This window comes from Lactiplantibacillus paraxiangfangensis, from assembly GCF_036246185.1.
GTDB classification, from domain to species: domain Bacteria; phylum Bacillota; class Bacilli; order Lactobacillales; family Lactobacillaceae; genus Lactiplantibacillus; species Lactiplantibacillus paraxiangfangensis.
In genome coordinates this window covers 31,760-54,464 of the sequence record NZ_BTPW01000018.1, presented here as the reverse complement: position 1 = coordinate 54,464, position 22,705 = coordinate 31,760, and the positions used below count along the sequence as shown (strand labels likewise).

The following is a 22,705-nucleotide window of genomic DNA, read 5'->3' as shown; positions in this document are numbered from 1 at the left end:
GCAAGGTTGAAATCTAGTTACCATTGTGGCCAGTAAAAAAAGAGCCGTTATCAGCGATTTCACGCTAATAGCGACTCTTTTCGGTTAACTTTCAATCTTTAGCAAATTGACGTTATTTCAATAAATCTTTCATTTCAACTTTTTCATTTTGCGGCATAATCTGAATAAACACATGAACCTGTTTATCCATTAGGCGTTGGAATGAAGCCTTTTCATCGTCACTAACTGAAATAGTATGATACAGACGTTCACGACCTTTTTTAGCTCCCATACCACCGAGATCAATTTGAGAAATATCGATGCCGTGGTCAACTAAATATTCCAAGGTTTGCGGTACCTTTACCAATACGATAGTTGGCGCTTCCAGAGGACTGGATAAGAAAGTGACTGCATCCTCTTTATTGAACACACCAATCGCCATTGTTTCTGGAATGGCATTCTCAAGGACGTTAATCATAAAATCATCTTTAGCAACACCATCATCAACTACCAAGACCTGTTCAGCATTTGTGACTTTACTCCAAGCTGTCATGACTTGACCATGAATTAAACGATCATCAATCCTTGTTAAGACTAAGTTTTGCATGTTTATGTCCTCCCTGATTAGACAGATTAATTAATTCAATGCCTTTGTTTTCATTCATCAATGCAGTATTTGTGAGTTCATCAACGGTTGAGCTTTCAGTTCTAGTCGTCACAACACTAATTAACATTGGTAAGTTCATCCCAGTAATTAAATCAAAATCAAATTTACTCTTCAAGAATCCAGCAGAGTTATACGGAGTACCACCCTTTATGTCACAGAAAACAAGACTCTTCTTCTTAAAAGTCTTCAGTTTGGCCTCAATCTGATCTCGATAATCATCTGGTGACTGACCCTCTTTTAATGATAACGCTTCTACATGTTCCTGTGGACCCGCAATCATTTGCAAACTGGCTAGTAACCCTTCACAGAACGGGCCGTGACTAATTAGTAAAATATCAACCATTAACTAATCCCCCTATTTTACAATACCTAAAACGTTTAAGTAGGATAATGCAATCCCAACTACAAAGATACCAATAATAATCCAAGTAGGATTTACTTTTTTAGCAACTAACCACCAAATTAAAACGGTAATCCCTAGTGGAATCAATCCAGGTGCCAACGTATTCAAGATTGCTTGTAACTTCATCGTACTCTTGCCGACTTCCCAAACCAACGGCGTCTTCACCGTTACTCGAGTCGCAGCCATAGCACCAACAACCATCAATCCAACAATACTAAAGGCATTAGTGACTTTGTCAATCACACCATTTTTCAAAATCTGGATAACAGAACTTTTACCTTGACGATACCCGAACATAAATAAGAAATAACCTAGTGAGTAGATAATTAGTTCAAAGACAACAGTAAACAAGATAGGGCCAAGATAATTTCCAGCCAATGCCATGGATGCCCCCACACTAGCTAAAATTGGGAAAAGGATACCTTGTTGAACCGTATCACCGATACCAGCTGCAGGACCCATTAAACCAGTCCGAACACCATTGATATCATCTTCAGAAACTGCTTGGCCATTGGCACGAGCCTCTTCCATTGATAAAGCAACACCATGGATGATTGGTCCAACCATGTGTGGTTCAGTGTTAAAGAACACCATATATTTCTTTAATTCTTCTGCTTGGCGTTTAGGGTCATCATACAATTTTCTAATTGGATGAATCATCATGTTCGTTAAGCCTAGAGCCTGTAATCGTTCATAATTATAAGCCGCTTCATCTGATTGTTCCCAAAGCCAAGTCTTAACTAAATCACGATGGGTTAATTTCCGCTTGTAATCATCCGCACTGATTGTTTCTGGTTCTGCACTGGCAGTAGCAACATCAGTCGCAACTGCTTCAGTTTGACCAGTCCGATTGTTTAAACTCAAACGACGAACCTGCTTCTTAGCAGTTTGATGCGCATTTTTCTTGCCACTAGTCTGACTAACAAAGATTAAGAATGCAATCGCTGCAGAGAAGATTGCAATCGCCATAATGTCTAACTTCAGATAAACTGCTAAGAAAAATCCAATAATGAAAAATGCATTTAAGCTACGTTTGCCAAGATAGTTTAACAGCATCGCAATCCCAAGTGCTGGCATTAAGCCACCAACAACTTCAAGTGCAGTCGTTAAATCTTTTGGAATCGCGTTAATAAGTGCAGTTGCCCAAGTTTTACCAAATAAGACTAAACAGAATGCTGGAATCCCATAAACGACAAATGATACGATAAACGATGGGACGTAATTCAACCAACGAATTGCACCAACGTTACCTTTATCCAACTCTTGATCGGCACGGTGTACCCAGAAAGAGTTAATTGTTTGGTAAATTTGTACCATCAACAAACCTAACAGACTAAATGGAATAGCAAAAGTAACGGCTAGTTTAGGATTAGCACCTGAAAGAATTGTTAAAGCAGTCCCATAGATACCTGCAACCATAGTGTTACTTGGCATTACCCCACCGGCATTGATCCAGCCAAGATAAACCAACTGGATATTAGCACCAGCTAACATCCCTAACATCGGATGTCCCATAAAGACCCCGACGATAATCCCGGTTGTTAAGGGATACGTCATACAACGTGTAATCGGTGCAAAGAACCACCATTGAGAAATTATTGCTAAAAATGCAACTAAAAGCGCTGATAATAACATGTTTTGCCCTCCTTAGCTCAATGTTAATTATTTAGTAACTAAAGAATTGAAAATCCTAAAGCTTCAACATCAGAATGAAATCCTTGAACTGTTTCTAGTGACAATTCTTTGGTGTCTTTACCTACCATTGATAATTTATTAAGAACTGCATTCGTAACCGTAATAATATCAACACCAATTGATTCGGCTTGGAAAATATTTAACACTTCACGGCAACTAGCCCATAATAACCAAGCTTGGTCATACTGGTTAGTTAGTTCTACGGCGGCCTTCATCAACGGCATTGGATCAACGCCAGTATCAGCAACTCGACCAGCAAATACAGAAACAATATTATGTGATCCCGCCTTTAGCACTGGTAAAACTTCCTTAACTTGATCTAGCGTTAAAATAGCGGTTACATTAACTTGAATACCTTGGGCTGATAACTTTTTAATTAACGGTACTGAAGATTCACCTTTAGTGTTGGTAATTGGAATTTTCACAAAAACATTCTTGCCCAAAGATGAAATCTTGATTGCTTCTTTTTCCATCGTATCAAAATCATCACCGAAAACTTCAAATGACACTGGCATACCACCAACAGCTTTTAACGCATCTTGTGCAAAATTAACATAGTCCTTTACACCGGCCTTTTTCATCAGAGATGGGTTCGTTGTAAATCCTGAAACTGGCCATTTATCTTTAGCTTCAACCATTCCATCAACCGAAGCACCATCAGCATAAATATCGATATTAAACTTTGACATATTGAAAACCTCCAAATTTTAATTTTGCGGTAACGTTAACGCAAATTGCCTATTTTTTGATAATGTCGCAAGGACATTATCAAGATAAGAATTGCTGTTTACTTTGTAAATAATTGAGCTAACTTGCGAAAACGTTTCCACAACTTTATAATCCTATTAAACAACGTATAATCAATACTGTCAAGATTATTTTTAGCAAGGGCGGAAAACACGTATGAATAAAAAAAATAATGTTTCAATCAAAGATGTCGCAAAGGCAAGCGGCGTCTCAATCACCACTGTATCTAGAATCATAAATAACACTGGACGCTTTTCAAAAGTTACTCAAAAGAAAGTTATCCAAACAATCGACGACTTAGGCTATGAGCAAAACAAATTGGCAGTTAGCTTAAGATCTAATAAGTCTAATACTGTTGGTATTATGCTCCCAGACATTACCAACGAATTCTACTCTGCCATTGTTAAAAAATGCGAACAATTACTCTTTTCAAATGGTTACTCCAGTATTATCTGCAACACCGAACGGAGTAGTGAACGTGAAGCAGCTTACTCACAAGTTTTAATGGAACATCGTGTTGACGGCTTAATTATCATTTCAAGTGCAATTGATGATTCAAAGGTTATTAAAACAACAACAATTCCGACAGTTTATATAGACCGTGACCCCCACTCTCACAATGAATTAATTGTTTCCTCGGACCATTATAATGGTGGCGAAATTGCAACCAAGTTTATTTTGAATCATCAATTAAATCCTTTCTTAATTATGACTAAAACAAAAACTTCCTCTACCATGGAACGGGTACGTGCTTTTAAAGATGTCCTAAAAGAGCATCAAATTACAGACATCGAGTCAAGAGTTTTCTCACTAGATTTAACGTCAGATAAGTTTTTGGAAACGGTTCCATCTTTAGATAACTATCTTCAAAAAATTGTTTCACTCAAAAAGCCTGCTGGAATTTTCGGCATAAATGATAATGTTGCTTACATGATTATCAGAGCTGCCCAGCGATTAAATATTAACGTTCCAAAAACCATTAGTGTCATTGGTTTTGATGGGAACTCCTTCTCTGAGATATCAGCACCGAAAATTACGACTATCGTCCAAAACACGACTAAGCTAGCACAAGAATCTTGTCGGCTACTACTACAACAGATGACCACTCAGGATAAAGATGTTTCCCCTGCTATCATCAAAGTACCAGTACAATTGGTGATTAAGGAAAGCACAGTCCACTAACAAAAATCGACCACTCGCCTTGATGCAAAATGTATGTGGCATCAAACATTAGTATCTTCAAATTTATTGAGCATTATCAAGTAGTCGGTCAGGCTGCGTGGTAATGTTTTTTATTCATCAAAAAAGGAAAATAAAACGTACTGCGGATGGTTACGGGAACTGTTAACGTTCTTATACATAAATCCGGATTGAACTTTCAATTCAAAATAAAAAAGGAAACCAATTCGAAAATGAATTGATTTCCTCATAGAGTCCCTCATCAACAATCGTTGCCAGAGAACCACTTTTGTTTAGCTTATTCTTTAGATGTACTGCAAGACACGCTCGTCATTGTAAGCCGCATCGATCATCCCAGAACCAAGGCATTCCTCGCCACGGTAAAAGACAACCGCTTGGCCAGGTGTAATTGCCCGGACCGGATCATCAAAGGTCACCGTAACGGCCGTATGATCGTCGTTAAAGTGAACCGTTACCCCGGAGTCCTTCTGACGGTAACGGAACTTAGCCGTTACGTGGAAGTCATTTCCAAGGTCCTCGTTCGTGACAAAGTGTAAGTCAGAAGCGTCCAAATGTGTCGCGTACAAGTACGGATTATGATAGCCCTTGCCAACGTACAAAATGTTCTTCTTCAAATCCTTACCAATAACGAACCACGGCTCGTTATCTTCACCGTCACCACCAATACCAAGGCCACGACGCTGACCGATGGTATAGTACATCAAGCCGGCATGCTCACCCTTGACTTCACCATCAAAAGTCATCATCTTACCAGGCGTTGCTGGTAAGTAGTGGCCCAAGAATTCCTTGAAGTTCTTCTCGCCAATGAAGCAGATCCCAACGGAATCCTTCTTCTTGGCCGTTGCTAAGCCAGCATTCAATGCTAACTTCCGAACGTCAGGCTTAACCATCTCACCAAGTGGGAACATGACCTTTTGTAACGTTGCGGAATCCAACTGGCTCAAGAAATAAGTCTGGTCCTTGTTGCTGTCCACACCGCGAAGAAGGTGCATCGTGCCGTCCTCATCGTGTGAGAGACGTGCGTAATGCCCAGTTGCAATGTAGTCTGCCCCGAGGTCCATAGCGTAATCCAAAAATGCCTTAAACTTAATTTCCTTGTTACAGATAACATCAGGATTAGGCGTGCGGCCCTTCTTGTATTCATCTAAGAAATACGTGAAGACCCGATCCCAATACTCCTTCTCAAAGTTAATTGAGTAGTACGGAATCCCAATCTTATCTGCCACTTTAGCCACGTCTTTATAATCCTCGGTTGCGGTACAGACACCATTTTCATCCGTATCGTCCCAGTTCTTCATAAAGACACCCACCACGTCGTAACCTTGCTGCTTAAGAAGCAACGCCACAACGGATGAATCAACACCACCACTCATGCCGACAACGACACGCGTGTTACTGTGATCAGTCATACTTTTCACCATCATTTCCAAAAGATTCTGGAGAATCCACGATTTGAAGGTCGTACAAGTCCAGTATTTACCATTATAACAAAGAAAACGCCGGCTGCAAGCCAGGCGTTTCATCAATTACTTTTCAACTAAGACATCACGGTCAATAAAGCTCTGTAAAATAAACCGTAATTGCTCAACGGCTTCCGGATGCGCGTCATTTTTAAAAATATTGGCGCGTTGCATCCCGTTCCCCGTTACCGTCGACATCTTAAAGCCAGTTAAGTCCGCGTTAACGGCCAGCTTAACTTTAAAAGCAGCCTGATACGGCGTGTTGGGGTCTAAAGAACGTTCAAAACTAAACGCGCCTGAACGCCCCTTAACAAACCCCAAATCCATTAATGTATATTTTTTGATATTGGTGCTCAATGCGTAGGTCTGCGTATCGCCATCAAGTTTGACTGTTGCGGTGTATGCCATACCCCCGCACCTCCCTTTAATTATTTTTTCAACAACCGGTTAACGGTCTTCGTTAAAACCGTGACAAATTGGTCGAGGTCTTCCTTCGTCGTGTACCGACCAAAGCTCAGACGAATTGATTCGCTGATCCGTGGTGAGTCCTCACCAAACATCGCAATTAAGACGTGTGAAGGTTCCAAACTCCCCGCGGTACATGCTGAGCCACCGGAAACTGCAACGCCACCCAAATCTAAGTTGGTTTGGAGCGTATACGTTGAAATTCCCTTGATCCATAAATTCAAAACGTGTTGGAGGTTATTTTCACTGAGTGAGCCGTTCACCTCAAAATCAACACCGTTTTGATGCAATTGGTCAACAATGTATTGCTTAAATTCGTGGTATTTCGCCTGACGATGGGCTTTTTCGGCCGACGTCAATTCAGATACCGCCTTAGCAAAACCAGCGATGGCTGGGACATTTTCGGTACCAGCCCGGCGCTTATCTTCTTGCTCGCCACCCTTAACAAAACTAGGAAAATTAATCCCATTGCGTTTGTAAAGGAAACCGAGGAACTTCGGCCCGTTGATTTTATGCGCTGAAGTTGACAACATGTCGATATGGTCCCGTTGTACGTCGATGTCCAACAAACCGTATGCTTGTACGGCATCCGTGTGGAACCAAGCCTGGTGATCCTTTAACAGCTCACCAATTTCATGAATTGGCATGTGCGCGCCAACTTCGTTATTCCCCATCATAATGGAGACTAGGATGGTATCTGGCCGTAGCGCGGCCTTTAAATCTGCCATACTGATATCGCCATTTTGATCAACTGGTAAGTAGGTGACTTCAAAACCCTGCTTTTCCAAAAAGGCGGCCGATTTTAAAATGGCCTGGTGCTCAACAGCCGTGGTGATAATGTGCTTACCGAGACTTTGACGCGCTAGCGCAGTCTGCATCACGGCCGTATTATCACCTTCAGTGCCCCCACTGGTAAAAATAATATCATCATCTGGGGCGTTAATACTTTGGGCGATGATGTGCCGACTATCGTCCAGAACTTCACGCGCCGCACGCCCAAACGCATGGGTGCTGGACGCGTTCCCAAAGTTATTGGTCATTTGATCGGTCATTGTCTGAATGACGGACGCTGCCATGGGCGTTGTCGCGGCATTATCTAGGTACACTTGCTTCATTACAATACTTCCTTCTAAAAAAACTTATTTCAAGTTCAAACGATAGCGCGTTTAGACTTTATTTACCTTGTGCTTTAAACAATGCGAGTAACATTGCGGCTGATTGTTTACCCGCTTCGAGGATAAACTCATCAAACGTGACACCAGCATCTTCGTCACCCACGTCAGACATGGCGCGAATGACAACGTACGGTGTATTGAATTGGTGGGCTGCTTGGCCAATGGCTGCCCCTTCCATTTCACTCGATAATGCGTCTGGGAAGTGTGCCAAGATCTTATCCGTAGCTGCTTTACCAGCAACGAATTGGTCCCCAGACACGATTAAACCAGTCTTCGCATTTAAGCCGGTCGCCTTAGCAGCGGCCATGATTGCTTTAACCCAGTGTTCATCGGTTTCATAATACAATGGTTGTTGTGGTAACTGACCATACTCATAATCAAACGCCGTTGCATTAACGTCATGGTACGCCGTCTTAGTGGCAACGACCACGTCACCAACGGACAAGCCGGCACCGATTCCGCCAGCAGAACCTGAGTTGATTACAACATCAACGTCAAAGTTCGTAATCATGAGTGCGGTCGTCATCCCCGCTTGAACTTTACCAATTCCGGATTGAACTAACACGACTTCTTGATCATCGATCGTTCCGTCGTAAAAGGTGATGTCTTTAATAGCAACGACCTTTTCACCTTGTAACGCCTCTCGTAACGTTTTTAGTTCTTCTTCCATCGCACAAATAATACCAAATTTCATGTCTACATCCTACTTTCCTATGGGGTTAAAAACAATATTAAAAAGACCGCGATAATTCCGATCACTAGGCCCAAAATGACCCAGTTTAGCTTGCGTGCAAGCCGTTTAGTCTTAGCTTCTTCAAGCGCCCGGTTATTTTCAGCGGCGTACGCTTGCCGTGAAGCCGACGTGCTTCCCGATTGGTCGGCATAATCCGAATCATCATCGTCCGGCTTGGTTTCAGTTTTGCGCCGCCGGTATTGCCGCCGGGTCATTCGATCATCATCTGCCACTAGCCTTCAACTCCTAACTCAGGATGGCTCTGCCAATACCAGATTGCCATAACCGTTTTCGCATCTTGAATCGTACCATCCGCAACTTGTTGCAACGCCGTTGGTAGGTCCAGGTACACCAATTGAATCTGTTCATCGGCATCCTGTGGCAAAGCCGTTTTAACCGCCGCTAAGCCCGTTGCCACGTAGAGTTTCATGAATTCATCCGTAAAACCAGGGGACGTGTAAAATTGCGCCACCGTTTGAATTGAAGTCGCTTTAAGGCGCGTCTCTTCATTTAATTCACGAACTGCGGCTGCGTCCATTGACTCACCAGCTTCAACTTTTCCCGCCGGAATCTCAAGCGTCACGCCGTTGGTCGCCGTTCGCCACTGCTTTTCAAGAATCATCTGGTGTGCACCGGTGACCATCAAAACGGCAATGGCTGGTTGATGGCGCACAATTTCGCGTGTCGCCGTCGTCTGATCTGGCAACGTGACTTCTTGCTTTTCGACCTGCACTAAGCCACCCTGAAAAACCGTCTGGCGGCTTTGGACTCGTTCTTCAAAATTCATGCCCAGAACCCTCTTCCTGTGGATTGCTTTCTCAATAAGGATACCGATTTTTAGCAACGAATGCAATTTTCAGTCCGATTCTAAACATAAATTACAGTAATTTTAACGAACCCGACCGTCAAAAAGGGATGGTGCCTAGAGCCCCATCCCTCACTAACGATTACGTCCGCCGCAGCAATTACTTAGCTGTGCTTAATGACGCAACAAAGTCTTCATAAGCAGTTTGTTCGCCGGTTTCAGTCGCACTGGCTTCACTGTAGTCCGCAGCTAACGCTGATTCTACAGGTAGCGTCACGATTCGGACGAAGGTCGCATTGCCGATCAATTCCATCCAGTATTCTTCGTCAGCACCTTGGTGAACAACGGTTTTAACCATGCCACCAGGATTGGTTACCTTAATTTCTTGGTTAAAATCGGTGCTTTCTTGATGCAATAAGACGTACATCAATGAAGAAGCGGACATGGCCGTTCCACAAGCATTCGTGAACCCGACGCCCCGTTCGAACGTCCGAACAAAGATCGCATTTTTACCTAAAACTTCGACAAAACTAACGTTGACACCATCTGGGAAAATGGCGTTTTTGCCGTCATTCATCCATTTACCGATGCGTCCCAATTCAGGACCAACTAACGTGTCATGATCCACGAAAGCAATCAAATGTGGATTAGGCACAGCGACAGCGGAGAACTTCAAATCAGCAGACAACGCTGGAATTTTTTCGTTAATGATGGTTGCTGCTTCATTATTAGCGTGCATCCCAATTGTCTTGGCATCGAATGACACTGGCGAAATTTCAGCACTAAAAGCTGGGACGTTCTCAGCCAAATCAGCAACTGCTTGAACCTTTAAATCAGCGTACATCGTCTGCACTTTGAACGCTTCTTGACTGTTTTGGGTGCCTAAGTAACGCGCAACGGTTCGGATACCGTTACCACACATACTAGCTTCGGTCCCGTCGGCGTTGATGACACGCATCCGACCAAGTACTTGGGAATGTTCGGATTTATCAACGACTAAAACCCCATCGGCACCGTCATAAAGGCCAGCGCCATCCCGCTTACAAATGTTAATTGCAAGCTGTTTTAAATCCGCATCAGATAACGGTTCTGGAAATTGTGTTTGATCCAGTAAGTAGAAATCATTACCGGAACCGTGAACCTTGATCATTTTCACTGCCATCAGCATCCTATCTTTATATAAATTCACTAATTTACTACTTCATTATCATACTTATTTTTTCATGAAAATTCAATTACCAAGGACTAAAACAACGTTATAACATAGAAATAGTTTGTCATGAGCCCTTATTGACCGCTTTCAACCTTAAATTTTAAACTAAAAATCGAAAAGTCCAATCACTGACCTGGCACTATTAATTCCTTTTCGGCGCTTCGCCGACAGCGTCAGTGGTTTAAATAGCACCCTCATCAGTGCTAGCGGTCATCCATGATGGCTGTGGCGTTAATCGGCGGTCTCCAGTCAACGCTAACTGAATATCCGACGACCATCATAACAATCGTAGATCCATTTTTAGCGGAGTCGGACAGTGTTGGCGTGCTGTGTCGGCAAGATTAGCGGGCGTTTTTGCGCTAATCTTGCGGGGCACTTCAAAGACGTGGGTTATCGGCTTTGAAGCGAGGTCACAGACCGCAGTGTGGCTGTGACCGTCCCCCATAGCGCCCAAGGCTGTCCGCCGGAGCGACACATTCAATAATTTCAGATTTTTGAATTAAAAAAAGCCCCGCCATCAAACAACGTTTGACGCGGGACTTCATCATTCGAGTACAATCATCAATATTGCACCGTTAGTAATCAAAAATCAGCGATTAAGCTTCTAAGCCAGTTTCAACTGATTCAGGGTAATTTTCACGTACGATTTGAGCACAACGCGCACAGAGTTGTGGGTAGGCATTGTCACTGCCAACGTCGGTCTTGATCATCCGGCAACGGGAACAAACTTCGCCGTCCGCATGACTAACCTTGATAGCAACGTGATCGCCAAAGGTTTCGGCATCGCTTGGTGCATCACTCAAAGCGTGAACGTCCAAAGCAGAAACCATTAACATTTGCCGTACGTTGGTATTCAAGCTGTCCAAGAAGGTTTGCGTTGCATCATCGACATATAGGTCAAGGTGCGCTTCCAAGGACTTCCCAATCAACTTCGCATCCCGGGCTTCTTCTAAGGCCTTCAAGACATTGCTCCGTACGTCCATGAATTGCGTCCATTCTGCCATTAAATCATCGGCATTGGCGTAATTTTGAACGGTTGGCATGTCAGTCAATTGTGCAAATTCTTCTGGTTCCTTCAAGAATGGCCAGATTTCTTCGGTCGTATGTGGCAACATTGGCGTGAACAATTTCGTTAACGCAACCAAAGTGTCATAGAAGACCGTTTGCATTGAACGCCGTGAATGGCTGTCTTCAGCATCAATATACATGATATCCTTCGCAACATCCAAGTAGAAGTTCGATAAATCAACCGTTAAGAAGTTGATGAGTTCCTTGTAGATGTCGAGGAAGTCGTAGTGGTCGTAATGGGCCTTCGTCTTTGCAACGAATTGGTCCAAACGAACGGCCATATATTGGTCAACTGAAGCTAAGTCATCATAAGCGACCCGGTCAGTTTCTGGGTCAAAGTCGGCAACGTTTCCTAACATGAAGCGAACCGTATTCCGGAACTTCTTGTAAGAATCAGCAACCTGTTTGAAGCTTTCCATCGAGACCCGCACATCGGAGCTGGTATCAACGGAAGCAACCCATAGACGAACGATTTCAGCACCCATTTGTTTGATAACATCGATTGGCGCAATCGTGTTACCTAACGACTTGCTCATCTTACGGCCCTGGTTATCCAAAGTAAAGCCTTGTGATAAGACTTGCTTGTATGGTGCGTGTCCAGAAACAACAACACTGGTAATCAAACTAGAGTTGAACCAGCCACGGTATTGGTCTGAACCTTCCAAGTATAAGTCTGCTGGGTAGTCAAGGTATGGCCGTTCAGCCAAGACCCCTTGGTGTGATGAACCGGAATCGAACCACACGTCCATGATGTCATCTTCCTTGGTAAATTCACCATGAGGAGAATGTTCATTAGTATAGCCTTCTGGTAATAAGTCCTTGGCATCACGTTCAAACCAAACGTTCGAACCGTGTTGCTTAATCAAATCAGCAACGTGGTTGATCGTTTCTTGTTCCATAATGGCAGTCCCATCTTCAGCGTAGAAGATTGGTAGCGGCACGCCCCAGACCCGTTGCCGTGAAATGACCCAGTCACCACGGTCGCGAATCATGTTGTAGAGCCGTTTCTTACCCCATTCTGGGAAGAATTCGACGTCATCCATCGATTTCAAGATCTTATCACGCACATCCCCAACGGAAGCAAACCATTGTGGCGTTGCCCGGAAGATGATTGGCTTCTTAGTCCGCCAATCAAATGGGTAGCTGTGTTCGTAAGGCATGTAGTTTAAGAGTAACCCGGCGTCCTTTAACTTATCCAACGCAATTTGGTTGGCGTCATCGTAGAAGACACCAGCAAAGTCAGCACCGGCTTCAGCCGTTAAGTAACCCTTATTATCAACTGGCGCAAAGACTGGTAAGTCGTACTTCATACCGATCCGGTAGTCATCTTCCCCATAACCAGGCGCAGTATGCACTAACCCAGTCCCAGAGTCGAGGGTAACGAAATCGCCTAACATCGTGACTAATTTCCGGCTGGCATCAAATGGATGTTCACAGATGACCCGGTCTAAATCGGCCCCTTTAACGGTCTTCAAGACTTTAACGTCTTTCCAACCGAAGCGTTCAGCATTTTCATCAACTAATTCAGCCGCTAAAACAAACTTGCGACTCTCACCAGCAGGTTGAACAACCGCGTAGTCGAATTTAGCATCAATCGTAATCCCTTCAGAAGCAGGAATCGTCCATGGCGTCGTGGTCCAGACAACCATGTAAGTATCGTCGTCTAAGACACCCTTGCCGTCAGTAACCTTTTCAGCGAAAAACGCGGATGGTGACGTAACGTCGTGGTATTCAACTTCGGCTTCAGCCAAAGCAGATTCGGATGACCATGACCAGTACACTGGCTTCTTACCACGATAAATCAGGTTTTGTTTAGCAAATGCACCAAAGACACGAATCTGAGCGGCTTCAAATTCTGGCTTCAAAGTCAGATATGGGTTGTCCCATTCACCAGCAACACCTAAACGCTTAAATTCTTCACGTTGGCGATCCACTTGCTTCAAGGCGTATTCGCGACAAAGTTCGCGGAATTCGTTGGTGGTCATCTTTTTACGGTCGTAACCGGCCTGTTTTAATTTCTGTTCAATTGGCAAACCATGCGTATCCCAACCAGGAACGTATGGTGCGCGGAAACCGTTCATTGATTTATAACGAACGATAAAGTCCTTAGTGATTTTGTTCAGGGCATGGCCCATGTGAATATCACCGTTAGCGTAAGGAGGGCCATCGTGTAAAATAAAGCTCGGCTTACCTTCATTCAATTTTTGACGTTGTTCGTAAACTTTGTTTTCAGCCCAAACGTCTTGGCGTTCGACTTCTTTAACTGGTAAATTACCACGCATTTTAAACTTGGTTTTACCGAGGTTTAACGTATCTTTAACGCGCATTTGATCACTCCTTAAATATTTTTTACCAAATCAATTTTAAAATTAACGGCACAAAAAAAACTCCGCCCTGCAAGGGACGAAGTCATCGTGGTACCACCCAATTTTAGAATTGTTTAGATTCTCTCTTAGCATGGATTAACGGTCATGAACCGGCCACGCTTACTTGGTTCAGCGTGACATTCAGAGATGATCTGCAACCTAGTGAGGGACGATTGCCTTTCCATTATCGGCAACTCTCTGTGCGTTTCACTAAGTTGTTTGCTGTTCTCTTCAAAAATTTAACTCGATATGACTTAACTAGGCTTGGCCGTCGTTATCGTCATCTGGGAAAATAACCACCGTTTGTTGTTGAGCTTGGTCGCCCCCGTCAGCAACTGGCGTTTCACCACTAGTTGCTTCCGTAATTTCAACGGTTGCTTCTGAGTTTACACTCGCATTACTCTGATTGTCAAGACTATCTTCTTTTAAAACGTGTTGAATTTCAGCGTAATCAGCGGTATTCGTTTCGCTAAGTAATTGATCCCAATCCTTGCTCTTAACCACTTCTAACTGCGATTCTAGCATAACTTGGAGGCGTTGACGGAAGACCCGGGTCTGTTTCTTCAGATCGTCAGTTTCAACGGAAAGGCGCTTAGCCTTCTGTGAAGCTTCATCGATCATCTGGTTAGACTTGTCCGTGGCTTCACTAACAATATCTGAAGCTTGCTTCTGTGCTTCACGGGTAATGATGTCAGCTTCCTTCTTCGAATTCGTCTTAACTTTGTCGGCAGCTTCCTGCGCAACTAAGATCGACTGGTTCAAAGAATCCTTCAATTCATTGAAATATTTAAGTTTACCTTCACTAGCGTCTAAACGTTCCTGGAGGTCCTTATTTTGTTTTAAGGTAATTTGATAATCCTTGATAATCCGTTCAAGAAAATCGTTTACCTCGTCAATATTGTAACCACGAAGCTTCGTGGAAAACTCTTTGTTATGAATGTCATCAGGACTTAACACCATGCTAAATTTCCTCCAATATCTATTTGCTATGAATAATATTTAACGTTATCCGTAACCGATCCTTTTTTGTTTCGCCGCCAATTTCTGCCAACTGGACCCGCCCGTAGTGGGTCACACTCAGCATATCTAGCAACGCTAACTCGTAGTCGGCTTTTGGTAAATCCGCCCAGTTCAAGCGAACCTGCTTCCCTTCAATCAGCTCCTTGGCATGGTGTCGTGAAAGGTTAAAGGCCGCCTTGACCACACTATCCGCCCGCAATGAACTGACTGTCGTTGTGACACTCTCCCAGTCATTTTCAGGAACTAAGGCATTCGCTACCGGTATCGCGGTTAAGTGAACCTTCGTTTTGCCAAAATGGTCAATTTGATCATCAAAATACTGTGCCATTTCATTTTCGCAGAAGAACTGCCAGTCGTCACCATCCGAAACAATGTCGCCAAACACGTCGCGTTCGACCCCCGAATTTGCCAGGGTTCCTAAAATTTGACCGTGCTTTAACGTCGCAAACTTGAGCGGATAGACGATGTTATACAGGGTAATTTGAAAGTCGGCTTCCTCAGGCTGGTAGTAGCTTGGATAAAATAAAATCCGTTGCAACTCCGCACCCGGATAGCCGCCAAAGGCCCGCATTCGAACGTCGTCTAACTGGTTGACCATTGTCTGAGCAATGTACACTTGGCGCGGGTTTAAAAACGCAGTTAAAATTGGTCGGTACTGGTCGGCTGCTTGGCGCAACCACCCAGTGACCTGTTCAATAAATGGGGCTTCACTATCGCGAAAATGTTGTTTTAAATTTTCATTCACGATACTATCCTCGTTACTTTAATTAATAGATTCCGAACATTTGTAACAGGTAAAGCAAGCCGTTTTCAGCAAACTGTAAAACGACCAGGGCAATGATTGGGGAAAAGTCGATTCCCGCAATGGCAGGAATAAACCGCCGGAAAATGCTCAGAAATGGATCACAAATCCGTCCTAAAAATTGTCCAATTTTTGTGTTATAAGCGCCAGGAAACCATGACATTAAAATAAAAACGGCGATGGCTACCTGGTAGAGCTGAAATAACCTGCTAATGATGTTTAGTACCAGTACGCTCACTCCTTACAAACTGTTGGGATTAAACTGACTCGTTGTACTGCCAGAAACTTCATAATTTTCTGGGATACAAAGAAAAATTTCATCCCCGATGCGTTCAATTTCACCGTTAATGGCGTAAACCGTTCCGGTCAAAAAATCAACAATGCGGCGGGCCATTTGATCATCAACGTGATCAAAATTTACGATCACCGCTTGATTTTTAAGTAGCTGACTCGCAATTTCTTTAACGTCTGAATAAATTTTCGGTTCAAATAACGCAATCTTACTATTCACCGACTTACCACCTTGCATGGGTACGACTTTTGGCGCGGTCCGGGTATTGGCTGCTTGATTGGTTGACGCTTGCGGCGCAGCCTGACTAGGCTGTACCGGCTGGTCATCTAATTGATCATCACCGACGCCAAAAAAGTTACTAAAACTAAATCGTCCGGCCATCTATGATCGCTCCCTTCAGTGTTTTACTTGCGCCGCCGTTTGAAGAATGGCGGTGTATCTAATGAATCCCCATTATCATCGTTGTTGTTATTATCATCAGTCTGACCATTGTCGTTAAATACGTCAAAGTCAGCCTTCTCAACGTTTTTAAATTCAGAACCATTATTATTGTTATTCACTGGTCGTGAACTGCTTGGTTCGCGCCGAATGTCCCAGTTGCCAAACGGATCGTTGCTATTAGCTGGTGCTTGGCTTTGTGCCATGTTGACAGCTTCACTGGCTGGTTTTTGTTCACTAGTGCTAGAGAACATCCCGCCCCGTTGTTGACTCGTTTCAGTCCGGCTAGAAGTTGAACCCAATTGCATTTCTTTTTGCTTTTGGTCAATCCCAGTTGCAATCACTGTAACCCGAACTTCATCGCCTAAGCTTTCATCGATTGAAGTCCCGAAGATGATGTTAACATCAGTCGTTGCAGCTTGTGACACAATGTCTGAAGCAGCTTGTGCTTCGTAAAGTGACATGTCTGGGCCACCAGTGATGTTGAGCAAGACTTGTTCGGCTCCATCGATGGAAACTTCCAACAATGGTGAAGAAATGGCTTGCTTGGTTGCGTCGGCCGTCCGGTTTTCGCCGCTGGCAGAACCAATTCCCATTAAAGCAGAACCTTGGTTTTGCATCACGGTCTTCACGTCAGCAAAGTCCAAGTTAACGTAACCTGGTGACGTAATCAAATCAGAAATCCCTTGAACCCCTTGACGTAAAACGTTATCGGCTTCTTGGAAGGCTTCCATCATTGGTGTCTTCTTATCAACGATTTCCAATAAACGGTTGTTTGCAATGACGATCAACGTATCAACGTTGTCCTTCATTTGTGCAATCCCTTCAGCCGCATTTCGTGCACGTCGAGGTCCTTCAAAAGTAAATGGTCGGGTGACGACCCCCACCGTCAAAGCACCTGAATCCTTTGCGATTTTAGCAACCACGGGAGCAGCCCCGTTACCGGTACCGCCACCCATACCAGCGGTGACAAAGACCATGTCAGCGCCTTGTAAGGCTTCCGTTAAGGCTTCTTCGCTTTCTTGCGCGGCTTTTGAACCAACGTCCGGATTAGAACCGGCACCCAACCCACGGGTCAGTTTCGGTCCTAATTGAATTTTGGTCTCCGCATTAGAAGTTTGTAATGCTTGTACATCGGTATTGGCGACGATAAATTCGACACCCTTGACGTCTTCAGCAATCATCCGATTAACAGCGTTGCCACCACCGCCACCGACACCGATGACTTTAATATTTGCCCCTGAATTCTGGGTTGAATCTAAAGAAAATTCCATTATTTTTCCTCCGTCATTCCTATCCTAATTAATCAAAGAAGTGGTTGAAAAAGCCCTTAATGTGGTCAAGGGCACCCTTCCGATCTGGATTGTCCTGTTTTTGTTCAGGTTGTTGTTTGGTTGTTTGGGTCATTGTTTCAGTACTCGTCCGGGGTGCACTGGCAATTGGATCAACGACTTCTGAGAAGTCATGTGCAACGCTTGCCCGTGTATCACCCGTTAACGCACTCTTTACGAGTAACGCGACTTCGCTTAAGGCCGCTTGGTATTTGATGACTGCTAACGCCTCATCAAACGACGGATGTCTTAAGCCCATCTGGTTCGGTGTAAAGACCCGAACCCGGGTACCGAAGAGTTGACTAGCCAATTCTGTAATACCAGGAATTGCTGCAACGCCACCAGTTAAAACAATGCCGCCCGGCAATTCCAACGCTCGGATTTCATCCAAGTGCTGCTTAACCTTGCCAAAGACTTGGTCAAGTCGGGCTTCAATGATTTCTGCTAAGTATTGCTCGCTAATCTGAGTTGGGGTACTTTGACCGACAACGTCGACCGGGAACTCTTCATCATCAGCGGCCTGCTGAGCATCGGCATAGCCGTAATCCCGTTTTAGCTTCTCTGCATTTTCAATCGAAGTATTCAAAACGACCGAAATATCTTTAGTGATATACTGGCCGCCTTCTTGATCAACATAAGTATACTTTAACTGATGATCATGAATGACCGCCGCCGTAGTCTGGCCACCACCCATGTCAATAATAATCGACCCGAAGTCTTGTTCACCATCGTTTAACACGAGTGAGCTTAACGCCAGTGGTGCAATCACGATTTGTTCGATCTGCAAACCAGCTTTTTCAATCGCTTTGCGCGTATTGTGAATAATGGTCTTAGGTCCGGTAAAGAGCGTCCCATGCATCTCTAAACGGACACCGACCATCCCCCGGGGATCCTTAATTCCGTCAAAGCCATCCACGACAAACTCATCTGGAATCACGTCCAAAATTTCGCGCTCCGGTGGCAGGCTCTGTACTAGCGCCGCTGCGGCTACGTTTTGGACATCCTCATTATTGATTTCTTTTGATTCATCAGCCACGGCAATCATGCCGCGACAACGTTCAATTTTTACCAGGTTAGCGGGAACGCCCGCAATCACCTTTTTTATTTCGATACTTGCTTTTTCTTCAGCTTGGCGTACTGCCGATTGAATCGCACTGGCGGCCTTGTCAATATCAACAATGACACCGCGACTTAAACCATTAGAACGTTCGCTACCCACACCAATAACGTTCATTTGTCCCTTTACACGTTCAGCAACAATGACTTTTATTGAGGTGGTTCCTATATCAAGTCCGACATAAATTCCTGAATTATCCATAATAGAGGAACCTCCTAGTACTTTTTACATAAATATAAATTTTTATAGATTTTAGTTACATACCTAGTTAACCCCTAGTTTACCATATCCTAAGCGCTTTTAAAAAGAGCACATTCACCATTCTTGAAGAATATTCTACTTCTTGAATGAATACGAATACGCGCCGACTTCTAAGTTCACAATTCCCTTAGTTTTCATCTTTGCGACGATGCCCGGATAATACGTCATCTTGCTTGCAAACGTTGAGATTGTTGCATAAACTTCGTTACCGTCATTCATGTATAAATGGATGCGCTGCGGATTGGACGTTGTCGGTGCAAACTTAATTTCTGAGATTGCATGTTTAACTGCCGAAGGTAACTTCGCGTATTGAGCAATCATCTTCTCAAGCCGAGCCCCACTTTTAAAGTTCGCGTAAATGGGCGAACCACCGCCAGGTTGCGAATAACTCGTCTTTAAGATCAACCCATTTTCCAAGACCCGTTGATAATGATTCCCGTCCACCAAGTAACCGGCAACCCGAATTTCGTTAACTTTGACGTTAATCTGGTTTAAGCCAACCAACTTAGTCGTGACTTTGCCAATCTGCGGATTTTGCTGTTTCGCTTGGCGACTTGTCCGCTGGTCGTGACCAATCACAGCCCAAATTGAAACCCCTGGCTGAATTTTCGTCGCCCGCGTTACCTGGTTCGTCGTCAAACCATCCGTTCCTGAAACCTTGACTTGTTGGACGTGACTAAGTGGTGAAATAAAGTACCCTGCAATCACGATGCCCATTAAAAACAAACTAATTAACAGCGCCGCGCGTTTAACCACTAAGCGACGGCGTTGTGTTTTTAATTTTGGTAACTTATCACCGATTCGCAGTTGTTTACCCCACCTGCTAAAATGGCTTTTCTTTGCCTGGGCCTCATTTTGTTCAGCGTGTCGCTGATAGCGTTCCCAAGGGGTTAGTTGTTCCGGCCTTTTGTCCTTAGGTGCTCGCTTAAAAATGGCCATCACACCCACCCTTTCATCTTCATAAGGTTACGTTTTTTACTTGACCACGGATTCGAGGACTTTTAATAACTGATCAGCTGCATCGGGCATCCCGAGCTTCTTCGCATTATTAGCCATATCTTCACGATGGTCGGCGCTAAGCATCAGGCCATCGACCGCTTTGAGCAAACTCGTCGCCGTTAAGTCGGCTTCTTTAACTAGTTCAGCCGCCCCAGCGTTAACTAGGCTCTGTGCGTTCTTCGTTTGATGATCATTCGTCACGTAAGGACTAGGCACTAGGATTGACGGAATCCCCAAGGCCGTAATTTCAGCAATACTAGTGGCACCCGCCCGGCCTAAGATCACGGCGATTTCTGGCAGGATTGCTGGCATGTTTTTGATGTACGGTTCAATCTTAACATTGGGTGCTAACGTTGTCTTTGAGAGACTATCCATGATTTTGTCATAGTGCACCTGACCCGTCACAAAGAGGGTCTGATAGTCCCGCTTATTGAGCTCTGGTACCGCGGAAGCAGTGGCCGCGTTAATCCGGGCTGCCCCCCGACTTCCCCCAAAGATCAAGACCGTGGGAACGTCATCTTTAAGCCCGTATGCTTGCAAGGCCGCAGTCTTTTGGATATTAGCAACTTGCTGCGCACGGGGGTTCCCGGTCATGACGACCTTCTTTTCTGGGAACTGTGACCGCGCACTCTCAAACGAAATGGCGATCTTATTAACAAAGTGGCTCAAAAACTTGTTGGTCACACCCACAACGGAGTTCTGTTCATGAATCACCGTGGGAATGTGCATCTGACTGGCCGCAAATACGACCGCACCACTCACGTAGCCACCGGTCCCAACCACGACGTCCGGCTTGAATTCCTTGATGTACTTACGAGCCGTGACCACACTCTTTAAGAACAGGTAAACCGTCTTGAAGTTTTGTGGGGATAACGACCGCTTGAAGCCTTGAATCTTAATCGTCTTAAACGCGATTCCGCGTTCTGGGACGATTCGACTTTCAAGACCCCGGTGTGTCCCAACGTAGAGGACTTCGGCGTGCTTATCGTGTGCCTTTAGCGCTTCGATCAAGGCTAATGCCGGGTAAATGTGGCCCCCGGTACCGCCGCCAGAAATCATTAGTCGCATTAGTTTTCTTCCGCCTTTCCAGTTAACTTCTCAATTGCTTTAATAAACCGGTCGCCCCGCACTTCAAAGTTCGGGTACTGATCCCAGCTTGCACAAGCGGGTGACAACATAATAATGTCGCCTGAGTTACTCCGCTTCCAAGCTACTGGAACCGCCGTTTCACAGTTTTCAGTAAATTCAATGTCATCGATACCGGCAAGTTTTCCGGCATCCGCCATCTTTTGAGCCGTTTCACCAAACACGATGAGGGTCTTAACATGATCCTTCAATGCGGGGGCAAGCTTTTCAAACGTATTGCCCCGGTCCAGACCACCAGCCAACAAGACAACGGGCTGGTCAAAGCCCTTCAACGCCATTTCCGTTGAAACAATGTTTGTCGCCTTAGAGTCATTGTAGAACTGACGGCCTTCATAGGTTTCAACGTACTGGGTCCGGTGCCGAACCCCGGAGAACGTCTTCAAGACTTGGACAATGCCACTCGTTGCGACCCCTTGTAACTTAGCAACCGTAATGGCTGCTAAGGCGTTTTCAACGTTATGGTCTCCCGGGATCTTAATGGCCTTTGCATCCATAATGTATTCGTCCTTAAAGTACAATTTGCCGTCTTCTTCATAGGCGCCAGCTTTACTATTGCCCTGACGTGAAAATGGCACAACTTGTGCTTTAGACTGCTTACTGAGGTCACGCCATTCCTGGCTATCCCAGTTGATGACTAAATAATCATCTGCCGTTTGATTCATCGTAATGCGCATCTTCGCCTTAACGTAATTGTCACGGTTACCATGCCAGTCTAAATGAGTTGAATAAATATTCGTAATGACGGCAATGTGGGGATGCAACGTGGCAATCCCACAAAGCATAAAGCTTGAAAGCTCCGTCACCATCGTATCGGTAGCTTGCGCTTTTTGGGCAATGGTTGAGGCTGGAACCCCAATATTACCCGCTACGTAGGCTTTGCCGGCATTGTTTCGTTGGTTCAACATCATGGTAATTAACGTCGTTGTCGTGGTCTTACCGTTTGTCCCGGTGACCCCGATCAGTTCGCCTTCCAAGATTTGGGCTGCTAATTCAACTTCAGTGATGACGGGAATGTGCTTTTCAAGCGCCCCGCTCACAATCGGATTTGAATACGGAATGCCTGGATTTTTGACGACCACCTTAAAATCTTCATCCAATAAAGATAACGGGTGTCCCCCCGTGATAACCTTGATGCCTTCGCTTAATAGCTCCTGTGCATCTGGGTTGTCATCAAAATCCTTCTTGTCATTGACCGTGACAAATGCCCCTAGCTTGTGCAATAAGCGGGCAGCGTTGACCCCACTCTTTGCAAGTCCTAAAACCAAAACTTTTTGGTTGCGATACTGTTCAACCGACTTCATATACCAAGATCTCCCTAATTTA

The 22,705-nt window shown here is 44.5% G+C and carries 22 protein-coding genes and 1 other annotated feature; of the genes, 1 reads left to right on the top strand and 21 read right to left on the bottom strand.

The window, feature by feature from the left end; genetic code table 11:
* Window positions 1–112: 112 nt before the first annotated feature.
* The 4 genes from AAA939_RS10745 to AAA939_RS10730 are packed head-to-tail and all read right to left on the bottom strand — an operon-like array spanning window position 113 to window position 3,433.
* Window positions 113–586, bottom strand: coding sequence for a PTS sugar transporter subunit IIB (locus AAA939_RS10745; protein ID WP_338210445.1), 474 nt, complete (start codon window positions 584–586; stop codon window positions 113–115).
* On the bottom strand, window positions 558–989 hold the full coding sequence (locus tag AAA939_RS10740; protein WP_057706669.1) for a PTS sugar transporter subunit IIA: 432 nt from the start codon (window positions 987–989) through the stop codon (window positions 558–560). The genes AAA939_RS10745 and AAA939_RS10740 overlap by 29 nt, the downstream gene beginning before the upstream one ends.
* A gap of 12 nt (window positions 990–1,001) precedes the next feature.
* Window positions 1,002–2,684 (bottom strand): PTS system mannose/fructose/sorbose family transporter subunit IID, encoded by a 1,683-nt coding sequence (locus AAA939_RS10735; protein ID WP_057706670.1) that lies wholly within the window; start codon window positions 2,682–2,684, stop codon window positions 1,002–1,004.
* Window positions 2,685–2,722: 38 nt separating this feature from the next.
* Window positions 2,723–3,433: a transaldolase gene (locus tag AAA939_RS10730; RefSeq protein WP_338210447.1), complete on the bottom strand. Its 711-nt coding sequence runs from the start codon at window positions 3,431–3,433 to the stop codon at window positions 2,723–2,725.
* A gap of 214 nt (window positions 3,434–3,647) precedes the next feature.
* Between AAA939_RS10730 and AAA939_RS10725 the strand changes: the two genes are divergently transcribed.
* Window positions 3,648–4,673: a LacI family DNA-binding transcriptional regulator gene (locus AAA939_RS10725; protein WP_338230876.1), complete on the top strand. Its 1,026-nt coding sequence runs from the start codon at window positions 3,648–3,650 to the stop codon at window positions 4,671–4,673.
* A gap of 302 nt (window positions 4,674–4,975) precedes the next feature.
* Here AAA939_RS10725 and mnmA read toward each other — a convergent pair whose 3' ends face one another.
* From mnmA to murD, 17 genes are all read right to left on the bottom strand, one after another.
* Window positions 4,976–6,214, bottom strand: a complete 1,239-nt coding sequence (gene mnmA, locus AAA939_RS10720; protein ID WP_338210517.1) for a tRNA 2-thiouridine(34) synthase MnmA — start codon at window positions 6,212–6,214, stop codon at window positions 4,976–4,978.
* Between the two features lie 3 nt (window positions 6,215–6,217).
* Window positions 6,218–6,559 carry a DUF1831 domain-containing protein gene (locus AAA939_RS10715; RefSeq protein ID WP_338210451.1) on the bottom strand — a complete coding sequence of 114 codons (342 nt, stop codon included), beginning with the start codon at window positions 6,557–6,559 and terminating at the stop codon, window positions 6,218–6,220.
* 20 nt (window positions 6,560–6,579) lie between these two features.
* Window positions 6,580–7,731: a cysteine desulfurase family protein gene (locus AAA939_RS10710; protein ID WP_338210453.1), complete on the bottom strand. Its 1,152-nt coding sequence runs from the start codon at window positions 7,729–7,731 to the stop codon at window positions 6,580–6,582.
* 58 nt (window positions 7,732–7,789) lie between these two features.
* Entirely contained in the window at window positions 7,790–8,485 is a 696-nt protein-coding gene (locus AAA939_RS10705) for a 5'-methylthioadenosine/adenosylhomocysteine nucleosidase (protein ID WP_338210455.1), read from the bottom strand.
* 17 nt (window positions 8,486–8,502) lie between these two features.
* On the bottom strand, window positions 8,503–8,757 hold the full coding sequence (locus AAA939_RS10700; RefSeq protein ID WP_338230875.1) for a hypothetical protein: 255 nt from the start codon (window positions 8,755–8,757) through the stop codon (window positions 8,503–8,505).
* Window positions 8,757–9,311 carry an NUDIX hydrolase gene (locus tag AAA939_RS10695; protein ID WP_338210459.1) on the bottom strand — a complete coding sequence of 185 codons (555 nt, stop codon included), beginning with the start codon at window positions 9,309–9,311 and terminating at the stop codon, window positions 8,757–8,759. The genes AAA939_RS10700 and AAA939_RS10695 overlap by 1 nt, the downstream gene beginning before the upstream one ends.
* A 178-nt stretch (window positions 9,312–9,489) precedes the next feature.
* Window positions 9,490–10,491, bottom strand: coding sequence for a diaminopimelate epimerase (dapF, locus tag AAA939_RS10690; protein WP_338210460.1), 1,002 nt, complete (start codon window positions 10,489–10,491; stop codon window positions 9,490–9,492).
* Between the two features lie 647 nt (window positions 10,492–11,138).
* Window positions 11,139–13,937: an isoleucine--tRNA ligase gene (ileS, locus tag AAA939_RS10685; RefSeq protein ID WP_338210462.1), complete on the bottom strand. Its 2,799-nt coding sequence runs from the start codon at window positions 13,935–13,937 to the stop codon at window positions 11,139–11,141.
* 69 nt (window positions 13,938–14,006) lie between these two features.
* Window positions 14,007–14,220 (bottom strand) — a binding site (T-box leader).
* Window positions 14,221–14,234: 14 nt separating this feature from the next.
* Window positions 14,235–14,936: a DivIVA domain-containing protein gene (locus AAA939_RS10680; RefSeq protein WP_338210464.1), complete on the bottom strand. Its 702-nt coding sequence runs from the start codon at window positions 14,934–14,936 to the stop codon at window positions 14,235–14,237.
* Window positions 14,937–14,955: 19 nt separating this feature from the next.
* Window positions 14,956–15,741: a YlmH family RNA-binding protein gene (locus AAA939_RS10675; protein WP_338210466.1), complete on the bottom strand. Its 786-nt coding sequence runs from the start codon at window positions 15,739–15,741 to the stop codon at window positions 14,956–14,958.
* 22 nt (window positions 15,742–15,763) lie between these two features.
* Window positions 15,764–16,027 (bottom strand): YggT family protein, encoded by a 264-nt coding sequence (locus AAA939_RS10670; RefSeq protein WP_083491606.1) that lies wholly within the window; start codon window positions 16,025–16,027, stop codon window positions 15,764–15,766.
* Between the two features lie 12 nt (window positions 16,028–16,039).
* The gene (locus tag AAA939_RS10665) at window positions 16,040–16,471 is read right to left on the bottom strand and encodes a cell division protein SepF (RefSeq protein ID WP_057706684.1); all 432 of its coding nucleotides are present in this window, start codon (window positions 16,469–16,471) and stop codon (window positions 16,040–16,042) included.
* Between the two features lie 23 nt (window positions 16,472–16,494).
* A complete protein-coding gene (gene ftsZ / locus AAA939_RS10660) occupies window positions 16,495–17,802 on the bottom strand; it encodes a cell division protein FtsZ (RefSeq protein WP_338210469.1) in 1,308 nt (435 codons plus the stop codon).
* Window positions 17,803–17,830: 28 nt separating this feature from the next.
* Window positions 17,831–19,177, bottom strand: coding sequence for a cell division protein FtsA (gene ftsA, locus AAA939_RS10655; protein ID WP_338210471.1), 1,347 nt, complete (start codon window positions 19,175–19,177; stop codon window positions 17,831–17,833).
* Window positions 19,178–19,312: 135 nt separating this feature from the next.
* Window positions 19,313–20,176 (bottom strand): cell division protein FtsQ/DivIB, encoded by an 864-nt coding sequence (locus AAA939_RS10650; RefSeq protein ID WP_338210472.1) that lies wholly within the window; start codon window positions 20,174–20,176, stop codon window positions 19,313–19,315.
* Window positions 20,177–20,212: 36 nt separating this feature from the next.
* Window positions 20,213–21,304 (bottom strand): undecaprenyldiphospho-muramoylpentapeptide beta-N-acetylglucosaminyltransferase, encoded by a 1,092-nt coding sequence (gene murG / locus AAA939_RS10645; protein WP_338210474.1) that lies wholly within the window; start codon window positions 21,302–21,304, stop codon window positions 20,213–20,215.
* Entirely contained in the window at window positions 21,304–22,683 is a 1,380-nt protein-coding gene (gene murD / locus AAA939_RS10640; protein WP_338210478.1) for a UDP-N-acetylmuramoyl-L-alanine--D-glutamate ligase, read from the bottom strand. Before murD ends, murG begins: the two co-directional genes overlap by 1 nt.
* Between the last annotated feature and the right edge of the window lie 22 nt (window positions 22,684–22,705).

Coding starts and splice junctions, on each gene's coding strand:
- AAA939_RS10680 (WP_338210464.1), bottom strand. CDS start 14,936: ATGGTGTTAAGTCCTGATGACATTCATAACAAAGAGTTTTCCACGAAG.
- ftsA (WP_338210471.1), bottom strand. CDS start 19,177: ATGGATAATTCAGGAATTTATGTCGGACTTGATATAGGAACCACCTCA.
- AAA939_RS10695 (WP_338210459.1), bottom strand. CDS start 9,311: ATGAATTTTGAAGAACGAGTCCAAAGCCGCCAGACGGTTTTTCAGGGT.
- AAA939_RS10740 (WP_057706669.1), bottom strand. CDS start 989: ATGGTTGATATTTTACTAATTAGTCACGGCCCGTTCTGTGAAGGGTTA.
- AAA939_RS10650 (WP_338210472.1), bottom strand. CDS start 20,176: ATGGCCATTTTTAAGCGAGCACCTAAGGACAAAAGGCCGGAACAACTA.
- AAA939_RS10735 (WP_057706670.1), bottom strand. CDS start 2,684: ATGTTATTATCAGCGCTTTTAGTTGCATTTTTAGCAATAATTTCTCAA.
- ftsZ (WP_338210469.1), bottom strand. CDS start 17,802: ATGGAATTTTCTTTAGATTCAACCCAGAATTCAGGGGCAAATATTAAA.
- AAA939_RS10725 (WP_338230876.1), top strand. CDS start 3,648: ATGAATAAAAAAAATAATGTTTCAATCAAAGATGTCGCAAAGGCAAGC.
- ileS (WP_338210462.1), bottom strand. CDS start 13,937: ATGCGCGTTAAAGATACGTTAAACCTCGGTAAAACCAAGTTTAAAATG.
- AAA939_RS10745 (WP_338210445.1), bottom strand. CDS start 586: ATGCAAAACTTAGTCTTAACAAGGATTGATGATCGTTTAATTCATGGT.
- mnmA (WP_338210517.1), bottom strand. CDS start 6,214: ATGAAACGCCTGGCTTGCAGCCGGCGTTTTCTTTGTTATAATGGTAAA.
- murG (WP_338210474.1), bottom strand. CDS start 21,304: ATGCGACTAATGATTTCTGGCGGCGGTACCGGGGGCCACATTTACCCG.
- AAA939_RS10730 (WP_338210447.1), bottom strand. CDS start 3,433: ATGTCAAAGTTTAATATCGATATTTATGCTGATGGTGCTTCGGTTGAT.
- AAA939_RS10710 (WP_338210453.1), bottom strand. CDS start 7,731: ATGAAGCAAGTGTACCTAGATAATGCCGCGACAACGCCCATGGCAGCG.
- AAA939_RS10715 (WP_338210451.1), bottom strand. CDS start 6,559: ATGGCATACACCGCAACAGTCAAACTTGATGGCGATACGCAGACCTAC.
- murD (WP_338210478.1), bottom strand. CDS start 22,683: ATGAAGTCGGTTGAACAGTATCGCAACCAAAAAGTTTTGGTTTTAGGA.
- AAA939_RS10705 (WP_338210455.1), bottom strand. CDS start 8,485: ATGAAATTTGGTATTATTTGTGCGATGGAAGAAGAACTAAAAACGTTA.
- dapF (WP_338210460.1), bottom strand. CDS start 10,491: ATGGCAGTGAAAATGATCAAGGTTCACGGTTCCGGTAATGATTTCTAC.
- AAA939_RS10665 (WP_057706684.1), bottom strand. CDS start 16,471: ATGGCCGGACGATTTAGTTTTAGTAACTTTTTTGGCGTCGGTGATGAT.